The sequence below is a fragment of the Streptomyces sp. NPDC058289 genome, assembly GCF_042880975.1.
Taxonomy (GTDB): Bacteria; Actinomycetota; Actinomycetes; order Streptomycetales; family Streptomycetaceae; genus Streptomyces; species Streptomyces stoeckheimensis.
Window position 1 is genome coordinate 76159 of sequence record NZ_JBHVYI010000006.1, and the last position, 13709, is coordinate 89867.

10 protein-coding genes and 1 tRNA gene are annotated in these 13709 nt (G+C 70.0%); 5 read left to right on the forward strand and 6 right to left on the reverse strand.

Annotation, left to right across the window (positions count from 1 at the left end; translation table 11 throughout):
• The first annotated feature begins 119 nt into the window (after nucleotides 1-119).
• The gene (locus ACFVX6_RS04550; protein WP_389687880.1) at nucleotides 120-2087 is read left to right on the forward strand and encodes a hypothetical protein; all 1968 of its coding nucleotides are present in this window, start codon (nucleotides 120-122) and stop codon (nucleotides 2085-2087) included.
• A 106-nt stretch (nucleotides 2088-2193) separates the two neighbouring features.
• Here the strand turns inward: ACFVX6_RS04550 and ACFVX6_RS04555 are convergent, their stop codons facing one another.
• Nucleotides 2194-2604, reverse strand: a complete 411-nt coding sequence (locus tag ACFVX6_RS04555; RefSeq protein ID WP_389688011.1) for a PaaI family thioesterase — start codon at nucleotides 2602-2604, stop codon at nucleotides 2194-2196.
• Nucleotides 2605-2668: 64 nt separating this feature from the next.
• The gene (locus tag ACFVX6_RS04560) at nucleotides 2669-4693 is read right to left on the reverse strand and encodes an FAD-dependent oxidoreductase (protein ID WP_389687882.1); all 2025 of its coding nucleotides are present in this window, start codon (nucleotides 4691-4693) and stop codon (nucleotides 2669-2671) included.
• A 93-nt stretch (nucleotides 4694-4786) separates the two neighbouring features.
• Between ACFVX6_RS04560 and ACFVX6_RS04565 the strand changes: the two genes are divergently transcribed.
• Both ACFVX6_RS04565 and ACFVX6_RS04570 read left to right on the forward strand, forming a co-directional pair.
• Nucleotides 4787-5425 carry an Ig-like domain-containing protein gene (locus ACFVX6_RS04565; RefSeq protein ID WP_389687884.1) on the forward strand — a complete coding sequence of 213 codons (639 nt, stop codon included), beginning with the start codon at nucleotides 4787-4789 and terminating at the stop codon, nucleotides 5423-5425.
• A gap of 24 nt (nucleotides 5426-5449) precedes the next feature.
• Nucleotides 5450-6148, forward strand: coding sequence for an alpha/beta fold hydrolase (locus ACFVX6_RS04570; protein ID WP_389687886.1), 699 nt, complete (start codon nucleotides 5450-5452; stop codon nucleotides 6146-6148).
• Nucleotides 6149-6237: 89 nt separating this feature from the next.
• Here the strand turns inward: ACFVX6_RS04570 and ACFVX6_RS04575 are convergent, their stop codons facing one another.
• From ACFVX6_RS04575 to ACFVX6_RS04590, 4 genes are all read right to left on the reverse strand, one after another.
• Nucleotides 6238-9261, reverse strand: coding sequence for an alpha-mannosidase (locus ACFVX6_RS04575; RefSeq protein ID WP_389687888.1), 3024 nt, complete (start codon nucleotides 9259-9261; stop codon nucleotides 6238-6240).
• Nucleotides 9262-9385: 124 nt separating this feature from the next.
• The gene (locus ACFVX6_RS04580) at nucleotides 9386-10261 is read right to left on the reverse strand and encodes a carbohydrate ABC transporter permease (protein ID WP_389687890.1); all 876 of its coding nucleotides are present in this window, start codon (nucleotides 10259-10261) and stop codon (nucleotides 9386-9388) included.
• The gene (locus ACFVX6_RS04585) at nucleotides 10258-11151 is read right to left on the reverse strand and encodes a carbohydrate ABC transporter permease (RefSeq protein ID WP_383943403.1); all 894 of its coding nucleotides are present in this window, start codon (nucleotides 11149-11151) and stop codon (nucleotides 10258-10260) included. Before ACFVX6_RS04585 ends, ACFVX6_RS04580 begins: the two co-directional genes overlap by 4 nt.
• 158 nt (nucleotides 11152-11309) lie before the next feature.
• Nucleotides 11310-12644, reverse strand: a complete 1335-nt coding sequence (locus ACFVX6_RS04590; RefSeq protein ID WP_389687892.1) for an ABC transporter substrate-binding protein — start codon at nucleotides 12642-12644, stop codon at nucleotides 11310-11312.
• 500 nt (nucleotides 12645-13144) lie between these two features.
• Between ACFVX6_RS04590 and ACFVX6_RS04595 the strand changes: the two genes are divergently transcribed.
• Both ACFVX6_RS04595 and ACFVX6_RS04600 read left to right on the forward strand, forming a co-directional pair.
• Nucleotides 13145-13378: a hypothetical protein gene (locus ACFVX6_RS04595; protein WP_389687894.1), complete on the forward strand. Its 234-nt coding sequence runs from the start codon at nucleotides 13145-13147 to the stop codon at nucleotides 13376-13378.
• 152 nt (nucleotides 13379-13530) lie between these two features.
• Nucleotides 13531-13603: transfer RNA gene (locus tag ACFVX6_RS04600), tRNA-Cys, on the forward strand.
• The last annotated feature ends 106 nt before the right edge of the window (nucleotides 13604-13709 follow it).

Consider the following 13709-nt stretch of genomic DNA (forward strand, 5'->3'; position numbering starts at 1 on the left):
GAATTTTGACAAGGTCGTTGCAAATCTTCCGATGGGATTGCTAGCGTGCCGCCCGCCCTGCTCCGTGCAGACCGGCCGCGCCACCACACGGCCACCCCACCCCAATCAGGGAGAACCCGATGACGCGTTCCCGTGTGTCACTCCTGTCCGCCCTCGCCCTGCTCCTCCCGCTGACCCCGCTCGCCCTCGGCGGCCAGGCCGCGGCGGTCACGCAGGCCGCACTCGCGCCGCTCGCCCTCACCAATCCGGGCTTCGAACAGGGCCGTACCGGCTGGCAGTTCACCTCCGGGACCGGAGTCGCCACGAACTACCCGCACGGCGCGGCCCGGCTCGCCTACCTCGACGCCGGGCCCGGGATGAAGGTGTCCCAGACCGTGACGGCCACGGGCCGGGGGACGTACGACATATCCGCCTGGATCGCGACGGGCGGCCCGAACGGCCGGTACACCGCCCGCGTCAACGGCGCGGTCGCCGCCACGCTCACCCTGCCGAGCGCCTCGAACTACCGGCGCTACACGCTCAGTCGGATCGCCCTCGCCCCCGGGGACAGGCTGGAGATCGCCTTCGAGTCGGGGAACGGCTGGGTCAATGCCGACGACGTGATGCTCTCTCCGGCCTCACCCGCGGACCCGCGGATCAGCTCGTCCGACCCGAAGATCGTCGAGATGTTCGACTGGTCCAAGCGCAAGGCGAACAGCTGGGTCCACCTGCCGGGCACCACGGGCCCCCTCAACGTGGACGAGAACCGCACCGGCGGCAGCGGCAGCGGCACCTACGCCGCCTCCTACTGGGCCGGGTACGCCAACCGCAGCGGCTACTACTCGCGCGACATGGCCCACCAGCTGTCCGGCGCGGGAGTCCTCGCCCTGCACGCCGAGAACAAGTCGATGCTCCGTTCCTTCGCCGCGTCCGCCACTCCCGCGCACAAGTACTACCCGGCGTGGGCCTTCAACTTCGACACCTCGACCTACCTCTCGATCGACTACAAGAGCCCGACGAACTTCGTCCGCGAAGTGCCCGCCACCTTCGAGCTGGTGCAGAAGTCCGAGGAGGCGTACCGCTGGAGCGGGGACCGCGCCTACCTCGACGATCCGGCCCTGTGGGACTTCTACCGCCACGCCACCGACGAGTTCGTCACCCTGCACGACGGGCTCAAGGACAACGGCGCGGTCGAGGTGGCGGAAGGCACGGGCCAGGGCATCTTCCAGGGCACCGCCAGCTACAACGAGCAGAGCGGCGAGCCCCTCGCCGAGGCCGGCGACGCGATCGGCTCCCAGTACCAGGCGTACCTGGCGATGGCCTCGCTCGCCCGCTCCAAGGGCGACGGCGCCCTCGCCGACCGGTACGAGACCAAGGCCCGCGACCTAAAGGCGTATTTCAACTCCACCTGGATCGGAGCCGGTTCGGGCGCGTCGATGGTGCGCGGCTACACCACGGACGGGCGCGCCCTGACCGGCTGGGGCAAGGAGAACAGCTGGTTCATGCCGATGAAGCAGATCATCGACCCCGGTCCCCGGCGGGAGGCGTACCTGGACTACATCGACCAGCAGGCCTCGGGTTCGGGCCGGCCCTCCAACATCGAGGCCCTCACCTACCTGCCGGACACCTTCTTCCGGAACAACCGGAACGACACCGGCTGGAAGTGGATGAAGGACGTCTACGACCACAAGGACGTCCAGCACGTGAACACCAAGCAGGGCACCAACGGGGACTACCCCGAGGTCTCCTTCACCCTGCTCGGCCAGACCGTCGAAGGCCTGCTGGGCGTCACCCCCGACGCACCCTCACACGCCCTGAGCACCCGGTCCCGGCTGCCTTCGGGCATGGACTGGCTGCGGATCGACGACCTCCGGATCGGCGACTCGACGTTCTCCCTCCGCCACGACGGGGCGACGAAGTCCACCCTCACGCACACGTCGGGCACCTCCCCCTACACCTGGGAGGCCCGCTTCCCCGGCACCTACGCCACGCTCACGGTCGACGGAGTGCCCCAGCCGGCGCGCACCAAGGTCCTGGACGGAGTGACGTACACCTACGCGACCCCGACCGTCACCCCGGGCCGCACGGTCACCGTCCAGACGGGCTGACCCCGGACCGGCCCGCCCCCTCCCCGGCCGATTGCGCCGCCCCCCGGCCGGTCGAGCCGCAAGAGGGTGAAGGGACGGTCGTGGATCGGTCCGGTGCGCCGGCCCGTCACCCCAGAAGGGCGTAAACGGTGGAGGCCTTCGCCGCCGGCTCCGGGCTGCCCTCGGGCGTCATGGTGATGTCGGCGAAGGCCATCCGCTTGCCGAGTTTGGTGATCCGTACGTCGATCAGCACGTCGGCGCCGACCACCGGCCGCTGGAAGCTGGTGGACTGCTGGACGGTGGTCATCGGACCGTAGGCCCCGCGCGCGGCGGAGATCGCAATCACGGTGGCGGTGTCCGCGGCGGCCATCAGGGCCTGGCCGCTGAGGCCCCCGCCGTCCCGGGCGAGGGCGTCGGACCAGGGCAGCCGCAGTACGGCGTGCCGGTCGCCCGTCTCCTGGACGGTGAGCCCGAGGGCGAGCACCCAGGGGGCGAAGTTGTCGTGGAGGATCTTGTCCGCTTCGGCCGGTGTCAGCATCGTCACCGGGTGATTGTGGCGGCCCGGTCGCTGCCGCCACAACTCCCCTTGCGTCGCCGGATCCTCAGAGGGCGGCGGCCAGTTCCGTGCCCTGGCGGATGGCCCGCTTGGCGTCGAGCTCGGCGGCCACGTCGGCGCCGCCGATCAGGTGCGCCTCGATGCCGGCCGCGCGCAGGGCCTCGTACAGGTCGCGGCGCGGTTCCTGGCCGGTGCACAGGACCACCGTGTCGGCGGGTACGAGGCGCTGCTCGCCCTCCACCGTGATGTGCAGGCCCTCGCCGTCGATCCGGTCGTACGCGGCCCCCGCGACGGAGACGACACCGCGGTGCTTGAGCTCCGCCCGGTGGATCCACCCGGTGGTGGTGCCGAGCCCGGAGCCGACCTTGGTGGTCTTGCGCTGGAGCAGGTGGACCTGGCGCGGCGGGGCGGGGCGCTCGGGGGCGGTGAGGCCGCCGGGGCCGGTGTAGGCGGTGTCCACGCCCCAGTGGCGGAAGTAGACCTCGGGGTCCTGGGAGGCGCCTTCGCCGCTGTCGGTGAGGAACTCGGCGACGTCGAAGCCGATTCCGCCGGCGCCGAGGACGGCGACTCGCTGCCCGACGGGGGCGCCGTCGCGCAGGACGTCGAGGTAGCTGACGACGTTGGGGCCGTCGACGCCCTCGATGTCGGGGGTGCGGGGGGTGACGCCGGTGGCGACGACGACCTCGTCGTAGCCGCGCAGGGTCTCGACGTCGGCGCGGGTGTTCAGCTTGACCTCGACCGCGTGCTCGGCGAGTTGGGTGCCGTAGTAGCGGATGGTCTCCTCGAACTCCTCCTTGCCGGGGATGCGGCGGGCGATGTCGAGCTGGCCGCCGATGTGGCCGGAGGCTTCGTAGAGGGTGACGGCGTGGCCGCGGCCGGCCGCGGAGACGGCGCAGGCCAGACCGGCCGGGCCGGCTCCGACGACGGCGACGCGCTTCTTCAACTGGGTGGGAGACAGGATGAGTTCCGTCTCGTTGCAGGCGCGCGGGTTGACCAGGCACGTGGTGAGCTTGCCGCTGAAGGTGTGGTCCAGGCAGGCCTGGTTGCAGCCGATGCAGGTGTTGATGGTCTCGGACCGGCCTGCGGCGGCCTTGGCGACGAAATCGGCGTCGGCGAGGAAGGGGCGGGCCAGGGACACCAGGTCGGCGCGGCCGTCGGCGAGCAACTCCTCGGCGATCTCCGGGGTGTTGATGCGGTTGCTGGTGACGAGGGGGACGGAGACCGCGCCCATCAGCCGCTTGGTGACCCAGGTGTAGGCGCCCCGCGGGACGGAGGTGGCGATGGTGGGGATGCGGGCCTCGTGCCAGCCGATGCCGGTGTTGATGATGGTGGCGCCGGCCGCCTCGACCTCCTTGGCGAGGTGGACGACCTCGTCGAGGGTGGAGCCGCCGGGGATCAGGTCGAGCATCGAGAGGCGGTAGACGAGGATGAACTCCTCGCCGACGGCCGCGCGGGTGCGCCGGACGATCTCCAGCGGGAAGCGCACGCGGTTCTCGTAGGCGCCGCCCCAGCGGTCGGTGCGCTTGTTGGTGGCGGCGGCGATGAACTCGTTGACCAGGTAGCCCTCGGAACCCATGATCTCGACGCCGTCGTAGCCGGCCAGCTTGGCGAGGCGGGCGGCGCGGACGAAGTCCTCGATGGTGCGCTCGACTTCGGCGTCGGTCAGCGCGTTGGGCACGAAGGGGCTGATGGGGGCCTGGAGGGCGCTGGGGGCGACCAGGTCCTTGTGGTAGGCGTAGCGGCCGAAGTGGAGGATCTGCATCGCGATCTTCCCGCCCTCGGCGTGCACCGCGTCGGTGATCACCCGGTGCTCGGCGGCCTCCTCCTCGGTGGTGAGGCGGGCGCCCCCCTCGAAGGGGCGGCCGGCGTCGTTCGGGGCTATGCCGCCGGTGACGATCAGGCCGGCGCCGCCGCGGGCGCGCTCGGCGTAGAAGGCGGCGAGGCGCTCGAAGCCCCGCTCGTGCTCTTCGAGGCCGGTGTGCATGGAACCCATGATCACGCGGTTCGGCAGGGTGGTGAAGCCGAGGTCCAGGGGGCTCAGCAGGTGCGGGTACCGGCTCTGGGAACTCATGGAGGCGCCTCCTCGCGCGGGGGTGATGGTCCTGTTCTAGCTGAGCGGCCGCTTATTATGCAACTAGGTGCACAATCGAGTCAGGGGCCGTGCGTGCCCGGCATCCGGGAAACAGCGGGACCAAAGGCCCTCGCCGCCGGCACCTGTGGCGCAGTTCACGGCCCGGGAGATCGCCAAGGATGGGCCGATGCCCGCTTTCCCCGCCCCCGCACTCCGCGCCGCCCTGGCGGCCGCCGCCACGACGCACACGGTTCGACCGTCGGCATCGGGCAGCCCGTCTCGCTGGTCTTCAAGGGCCAGAAGGTGGACCCGGCGCTGCGGGCGGGCATCGAGGGCCGGGTGGAGATCAAGACCTCCACCGGGGTCGTCGGCGCCTGGCACTGGGCGGAGGCCAAGGGGGACACCTACCTCCACTTCCGCCCGCGGGAGTACTGGCCTGCGGGCACGAAGGTGACCCTGGACGCCCGCCTCGCGGGAGTGAAACTGGACGCGCGCACCGCAGCGACCGGGAACCGCGAGCTGGCCTTCACCGTGGGCCCCGCGAAGGTCAGCAAGGTGGACCTCGCCGCGCACACGCTGACCATGTACGAGCAGCCCTCCGTCGGCGACGTCATCGAGGTGACGGGCACGACCGGCAAGCCCATGGACCGCTTCGGCAACGGCTACGGCGACTGGAACCTGAGCTGGGACGAGTGGCTCGAGGGCAGCGCCCTGGGCGCCTTCAAGGCCTGAGCCGCCGCCGGTAGCGTGCACCGCATGACGACACGGAAGACCGAGCACCACACGCTGACCGTGAACGGCGGAGTGCGCCTCGCCTACGAGGTCACGGGCCCGGCGGACGGACCGCCGGTCCTCTTGCTCCCCGCGCTGGGCGAGACCGCCGCGGACTGGGCCCCCGTACGGGACGAACTCGCGCGGGAGCGCCGGGTGTTCGCGCTGGACCTGCGGGGGCACGGGCGCAGCGAGTGGACCCGGGAGTACTCGCTGGAGCTGATGCGCGAGGACGTGCTCGGGCTCCTCGACGCCCTCGGGCTCGACCGCGTGGACCTGGTCGGGCATTCGATGGGCGGTGTCGTCGCCTACCTGGCGGCCGCCGCACAGCCGCACCGCGTCGGCCGCCTCGTCCTGGAGGACGCTCCCGCGCCGCTCCCCCGCGAGGCCGTGGCCCCCGTACGCCCCGAGGGCGAACTCGCCTTCGACTGGGCGATGGTGCTCGCGGTCCGCCCCCAGCTCGACCGCCCCGACCCGGCCTGGCTGGCGGGCCTGTCCCGCATCACGGCCCCCACGCTGGTCGTGTACGGCGGCCCCGCCAGCCACCTGCCGCCCGCCTCCTTCGACGAGGTGACCCTCCGCATCCCGGACGCCCGCCTGATCACCCTCCCGTACGGCCACTTGATCCACGCGGCGGCGCCGGAGGAGTTCACGGCGGCCGTCTCGACGTTCCTCGCGGAATGACCCCGGCCCGTACCACCGCCTGCGGCGCCGCTCAGGCGGCCGACTGCATGGCCGACAGGCGGCGTACGAAGAGGGCGGCGGGATGACGGTCAGGCCCGGTGGAGGCGGACCGTGACGATCTGGAACGGGCGGAGGGCCAGGGCGACCGTGCCGTCCGGGGCGGGGCCGGAGACGGCCGCGCCCTCCAGGGGGCGTTCCAGGAGGTCGCTCTCGACCGCCGCCGACAGCGGGAAGCCCGCCGCCAGGGTGGCTTTCGCGCGGCCGCCGCGGGATTCGTAGAGCCGGACGACGACGTCGCCGCTGCGGTCCTCGGCGAGTTTCACCGACTCGACCACCACCGCGTCCGTGTCGACCGCGACGAGCGGGGCGACCGGGCCCTCGCCGCGGAGCACGCGCTCGGGCAGGTTCAGCGCGTGGCCCTCGCGGACCGCGTCGCCGACGGCCGCGCCGGGGGCCAGCGAGAAGCGCAGGGTGTGTGCGCCCTGGTCGGTCTCGGGGTCGGGGTAGCGCGGGGCCCGCAGCAGGGAGAGGCGGACGGTGGTGGTCTGGCCGCCGTCGGGGCGCATGTCGCGGGTCACGTCGTGGCCGTACGTGGAGTCGTTCAGGACGGCCACGCCCCAGCCCGGCTCCTCGACGTGGATCCAGCGGTGCGCGCAGATCTCGAACTTTGCTGCCTCCCAAGAGGTGTTGGTGTGAGTGGCCCGGTAGACGTGCCCGAACTGCGTTTCGGAGGCGGAGCGTTCGGCCTTGACGTCCAGCGGGAAGGCCGCCTTGAGGAACTTCTCCGTCTCGTGCCAGTCCACGTCCGTGACGATGTCCACCGTCTTGGCCCCGGCCCGGAGGGTGATCGTCTGGGCGACGCGGGACTGGCCGAACGAGCGGCTCACCCGTACGGCGACTGAGTCGGGCCCGGCCTCCGCGACCTCCAGCGCGTCCACGCCCACCAGGTCGGTGACCTTGTTGCGGTAGAACTCGTCGATGTCCCACGCGTCCCACATGTTCGGGAAGTCGGGGTGGATCTGGAGCAGGTTCGCGGCGGTCCCCGGTGCGACCGATTCCCGCCCGGCCTCCAGGTCGTACGCGGACACGATCAGCCCGCGGCCGTCGATCTCCACGAGGAGCCGCCCGTTGGCGAGGACGTGGCCGCCGCCGTGGCGCTCCTCCGCCGTGACGGGCTGCTCTGCGGCCGCCGGCAGGCCCGCCCCGCCGGCGGGGACTCCGCGCCGGGCGTGCGGGGCGCAGTTGAAGACGAGCTCCTCCTCGCCCTCTCCGGCGAGGTCAGTCTGTGCGGCCACGGTGATGGCCGTCAGCTCCTCCCGCACCGCGGCGTACGTCTCGCGCGCCTCGCGGTGCACCCAGGCGATGGAGGAGCCGGGGAGGATGTCGTGGAACTGGTGGAGCAGTACGGTCTTCCAGATCCGCTCCAGCTCCTCGTACGGGTACGCGTACCCGGGGACCTTCACCGCGGCCGAGGACGCCCACAACTCGGCCTCGCGCAACAGTGATTCGCTGTGCCGGTTGCCCTGCTTGGTCTTGGCCTGCGAGGTGTAGGTGCCGCGGTGCAGCTCCAGGTAGAGCTCGCCGGCCCAGACGGGTGCGTCCTCGTACTCGGCGTGCGCCTTCTCGAAGAACGCGTCGGGACGCTCGATCTCCACGCGCGGGGAACCTTCGAGGTCCCGCTGCCGCTTGGCGCGGCCGAGCTGCTCGCGGGTCGGGCCACCGCCGCCGTCCCCCCAGCCGAAGGGGGCCAGCGAGCGCGAACCTCGGCCCTTCTCCTGGTAGTTGCGGGCTGCGTGCGCCAGTTGGGCGCCGCCGAGGTCGGAGTTGTAGGTGTCGACGGGCGGGAAGTGCGTGAAGACGCGGGTGCCGTCGATGCCCTCCCACCAGAAGGTGTGGTGGGGGAACTTGTTCACCTGGGACCAGGAGATCTTCTGCGTCAGGAACCACTGGGAGCCGGAGAGCTTGACGATCTGCGGCATGGCGGCGGTGTAGCCGAAGGAATCGGGCAGCCAGACGTTGTTCGTCTCGATGCCGAACTCGTCCATGAAGAACTTCTTGCCGTACAGGAACTGGCGGGCCATGGCCTCGCCGCCGACCATGTTGGTGTCGGACTCGACCCACATGCCGCCGACCGGCACGAACTGCCCGTCGGCGATCTTCTTCTTGACCCGCTCGAAGAGCTCGGGCCGGTAGGTCTTGATCCAGTCGAGCTGCTGCGCCTGGGACATGGCGAAGACGAACTCGGGGTGCTCCTCCATCAGGCCCAGCATGTTGGACGTGGTCCGCGAGACCTTGCGCACGGTCTCGCGCAGCGGCCACAGCCACGCGGAGTCGATGTGGGCGTGGCCGATCGCGCTGATCCGGTGCGCGGAGGCAGTGGCGGGGGCGGCCAGGACGACGACGAGCCGGGCGCGGGCGTCGGCCGCGGTGCCGGGGACGTCGCAGAGGTCCACCGCGTCGAGGGCGGAACCGATGGCGCGCAGGATCTCGTACCGCCGGGCATCGCGCTCGTCGAGCTGCGTCATCAGGTCGTAGAGGACTTCGAGGTCCTGTACGAGTTCCCAGACCTCGGTCTCGAAGACGGCGAGGTCCATCCGGGCGAGCCGGTAGAGGGGCTGGTCGCCGCTGGTCTGCTTGTCGCCCTCGTAGGTGACCGAGTGGTCGACGAGGATCGGGTTGGAGGCGCCTTCGACGTACCACTCGATGCGCTCGCCGCCGTCCGCGCGGTCGGCGACGCGCACCCAGTCGTTGTACGGGTTGAGCGCCTTGATCTCCCTGCCGTCGGCGCGGTGGACCAGGCCCTCGCACTGGAAGCCGGGCATCATCCGGTCGAAGCCGAGGTCGAGCACGGCTTCCACCGTGCGGCCGGCCCAGTCGGCGGGGACGGTACCGGTGACCTTGAACCAGGTGGTGCCCCAGGCCGGGCCCCACATGTCGCCGATGGCGCAGGGTTCGTAGGAGGCCGCCAGGCCCTCGGCCACGGGGACGGGCTCGCCGGGGGCCTCCCAGCGCTCGATGGTCAGCGGGACCGAGCGGGAGTGGACGGCGGGCTTGATGCGCTCCTTGAGGACACGGCGGAGGCGGTGTTCGGTGATGCTGCGGTCGTCGTGCATGACGGCTGCTCCAGGGTGGAGGTGGACTGCGATCCTGAGGTCGGTCGGGGGCGGTCGGGTCCGGTCGGGGGCGGTCGGGTCCGGCCGGGGGGCGGGCCGCCGGGGCCCGACCGGACTGACTCGCTCAGGTCTTGACGGCTCCCTCGCCGACGCCCTTGAAGAAGAAGCGCTGCAGGGCGAAGAAGAGCAGCATCATCGGGATCAGCGCGGCCATCGCACCGGCGGCGATGATCCGCTGGTCACTGACGGTGGTGGCGCCGGCCAGGGTCTTCAGGCCGAGCTGGAGGGTGTAGTTGTCGCTGTTGGTCAGCACCAGCAGGGGCCAGAGGAAGTCGTCCCAGGCGCCCATGAAGCTGGTGATGCAGACGACGGCCAGGGCTCCCTTGGCGGCGGGGAGGAAGACCCGGGTGAAGCGGGTCCACTCGTTCGCGCCGTCCAGGACCGCTGCCTCCTCGACCTCCTTGGGGACGGAGAGGAAGGCCGACCGCATGATCATGATGTTGAGGACGGAGACCGCGCCGGGTAGCCAGACACCGATGAGGGTGTCGACCAGGCCCATCTCGCGGACGGTGAGGAACATCGAGATCATCACGGACTCGAAGGGGAACATCAGCGTCGCCACCAGCACGGTGAAGACGATCTTGCGGCCCTTCCAGGCGGCCCGGGAGAGGGCGTAGCCGCCCATGGCCGCGAACAGCATGTTCGAGGTGATGGCGAGCAGCGCCACCGTCAGGGTGTTGCCGACGTACTGGAACAGCGGGAACGACTCGGCGACACGGAAGTAGTTGTCGAGGGTGGGCTGCGAGGGCAGCACCCCGTCGTACACGTTCTCGGTGCGGCCGCGGATCGAGGTCAGGAACTGCCAGACGATCGGGCCGAGCATGATGACGAGCATCAGGAGGAGCGTGGCGTACCGGCCGGCGAGGCCGAGCCAGTAGCGCCGCGCGTCGGCTCCGACGCGCTTGCCCGACTTGTTGCCGAGGGAAGCGAGGGTGCTCAACTTTCGTCTCCCTTCGAGAGGCGGCGGCCCAGCAGGCTGAAGACCAGCGTCAGGAGGAACAACAGGATGGAGATGGCGGCCGCGTAGCCGGTCTCGCCGGAGAAGCCGAGGCCGACCTGCCGGATGAGGAAGGGCAGGGTACGGGCGCCGCCGCCGGGACCGCCGCTCTCGCCTCCGAGGATGTAGATCTCGGTGAAGACGCGGAGCGCGGAGATCGCGGAGAGGGTGCCGACCAGCAGCATCATCGGCTTCACCTGGGGGACGGTGATGCTGAAGAAGCGGCGGACGGGGCCCGCGCCGTCGAGCGCGGCGGCCTCGTAGAGCGAGGTGGAGACGTTTCCGAGGGCGGCGAGGTAGAAGACCATGTAGTAGCCGAGGCCCTTCCACACGGTCACGATCATCGCGGAGACCAGCAGCATGGTGCTGTCGGTCAGGAACGGGATCGGCTCGGAGATGATGCTCAGCTTCTGGAACAGCGTGTTGACCAGGCCGTCGCTGCGCAGCACCCATTGCCAGATGAGGCCGACGACCACGGCCGAGGCGATCACCGGGGTGTAGAAGGCCGAGCGGAAGAAGCCGATGCCGGGGACCTCTCTCTGCACGAGGACCGCGAGGGCCAGCGGCAGGAACACCAGGCACGGGACGACGACCACGAGGTACAGCACGCTGTTGCCGGTGGCGACCCAGAAGTCGGGATCGGCGAAGGCGCGGGTGTAGTTGTCGAAGCCGACGAACCCGCCGCCGCGCAGGATCTGCGCATCGGTGAAGGAGAGGATCACGGTGTTGACGAACGGCCAGAGGCTGAACATCGTCACCATGATCAGGCCCGGGGCGAGGAAGAGGTACGGGGTCCACCACTTGCGGTGGCGCAGCCCGGTCTCGGCCTCCATGGCCTGCTTGGCCTGCTTGGCCTGCTTGGACAGCTTCGCCGTCTTGTCGAGGGCGGGGGTGGGGGCGGGTGCGTCCCGAAACGGGCCTGCCTTGTCCCGTAGTTCCGGGCCTGCGGATGGACTCATGGCGTCTCCCTCTCCTTTCTCCGCTGCCGCCGTCACTGCCGGGCCGTCTTGGCCAGCAGCTTGTTCGCCTCCTCCTGCGCCTTCTTCACCGCCGTCTTGGCGTCCTGCTCGCCCTTGATGGCCTTCTGCATCTCGCGCACGACCACGTCGCCGACCTGGTTGGTCCACTGGACGGGGGTGTTGGCGTCGAGTCCCGCGGTCTTCAGCTGTTCCGCGCCGACGGCGCGGGCCACCGTCTCCGCGTCCTTGCCATCGCCCCTGTCGGTAAAGAAGGGGTCGGCGAGGCCGGTGGCGTTGGAGGGGTAGATGGTGGCGTGCTTCGAGAACTCCACCTGGTTGGGGCCGTTGGTGAGCCACTTGGCGAACTCGGTCGCCGCGTCCATGTGCTTGGTGTCCTTCTTGATGCCGAGCGACTGGGCGTAGATGCCGATGTGGCCGAGCTGCCCGGTAACGGCGTTCGCGACCTGCGTGTTCGCGTAGATCTGCGGGGCGTTCTGCTTGATGTCCTTGACGAAGCCCGGGGAGCCGGGGCCGAAGACGATCTTGCCGCCGCCGTAGAGCTGGTTGATGTCGTCCTGCTTGAGCAGGGACTCCTTGGGCATGGCGCCCTTGGCGTACAGGTCCTTCATCCGCTCGACCCACGCGACGGCCTTGTCGGTGTCGAAGGTGAATTGGTCCTGCTTCTCGTTCAGGATCGGGACGCCCATCTTCTGCCAGTCCCCGGGCAGCCGGCCCTTGGGGTCGGCCATGAAGGCGGAGTACTTTCCCCCGGACGTGGCGGCGATCTGCTCGGCGTAGTCGAAGAACTGCTCGACGCTGGTCGGCGGCTTGGCCGGGTCGAGACCGGCCTTCTCGAAGAGTTCCTTGTTGTACGTGAGGATCTCCGGGGTCACGTACCAGGGGTACGCGAACACGCTGTCCCCCTTGCCGGGCAGCTTGAACTGCTCCCAGGCGCCCGAGACGTAGTCCTTGGCCACCTCGGGGTCGAGCTTCGCCACGTCCGCGAGCATGCCGCGGTCGCCGAGCAGCTGGAAGGAGTCGGTCGAGAGGTTGACGACGTCGGGGAGGGCCCCGGCCTGGGCGTCGGCGACGATCTTCTCGTTGTAGCCGTCGCCCGGCACGTCCTCCCATTTGACCTTCGCGTCCGGGTACTGCCTCTCGAACGCGTCGATGACCCCCTGCACGTACGACGTGAACATGGGCTTCAGCTGGAGCGTGCGGAACGTGATCTGACCGGCCACCTTGCCGGTCTTCTCCCCCTCCTTCACGTCTGCGGCGCCACCGCTCATTCCACACGCGGAGGTCGCGAAGAAAGTGCCGGCCACCAGCGTGGTGATGGCCATACGGGTCACGTTCTTACGGGTCATCGTCGCCGCCTTCAGGGGGAGTTCCGGCCTCGTCGCCGGATCACTGGGCCCAAACTCACCCGAAATCAAGATTCCGTCAATATGACCAAAGTCCTGAGCGACAGGTACCCGTACGTCCCGAATTACGACAGAGAAGGAGCCGACAGTCCGAAAGTCACCCTAGGACAACCGCTCCGACCTGCACTGATGCGCTTTAGCCCTCTTCGCCTTTGGCGTGATATCGATTCGATAACGAACCCACACGACCTCCACCCGCCCAGTGGAGGTTGACTTCTTATAGCCGGTTAACCAAAACTTGCACTAATGCGGTTTACCAACACATCGATGCACATCGCCTACCGCATACCGGAGTAAAGCTCTGCTCTGCGCTCCGCCACTCCTGCCGACCCCACCCGCACGGATCGTCCCGCACGTACCGCCGGTCAAAGAGGGATTGACAGCCATGGCCGAGATCACGGCCGGCGAACAAGTTCGTGGCCGGGTTCATCGGCTCCCCCGCCATGAACCTGCTGAGCCTGCCGCTGCGCGAGGACGGCATCCGCTTCGGCGGCTCCACGGTCAAGATCAGCCGCGCCGCCCGCGAGGCCGCCGGCGGCGACGGCGATACCCAGCCGCTGACCGTCCGGACGTACGGCCGCGAGGAGGGCCTGCGCGGCAAGACCATCCGCGTCATCGCGCGCCAGGAGGCCGTCCACCTCTTCCACCCGACCACGGGCGAGCGCCTGCCCGACTGATCCGCGTGACCCGACCGGCCTCGCAGGGCCCCGAAGGCCCCGGACCGGGCGATGGCTCTGGTCCGGGGCTCTCCCGGAGCGGGGGCGGTTGCTCCGGACGCTTCGGCAATCCCGTGGCACCTGCACCCTCGGCCGGGGTAAGTTCCCTGCCACGGCGTGTAGCTCAGCAGCCAGAGCACCGGCCTGCACAGCCGGAGGGCGCAGGGGCAGGACCTGCCACGCCGACGATGACCGAGAACACGATCCCGTACGCGACGCAGGTCCGAACGGCCGGCGAAGTGGCACGGCTGCTCGCACGGCGACGGCCGAGACCCGCCCTCGCCGCGGGGCG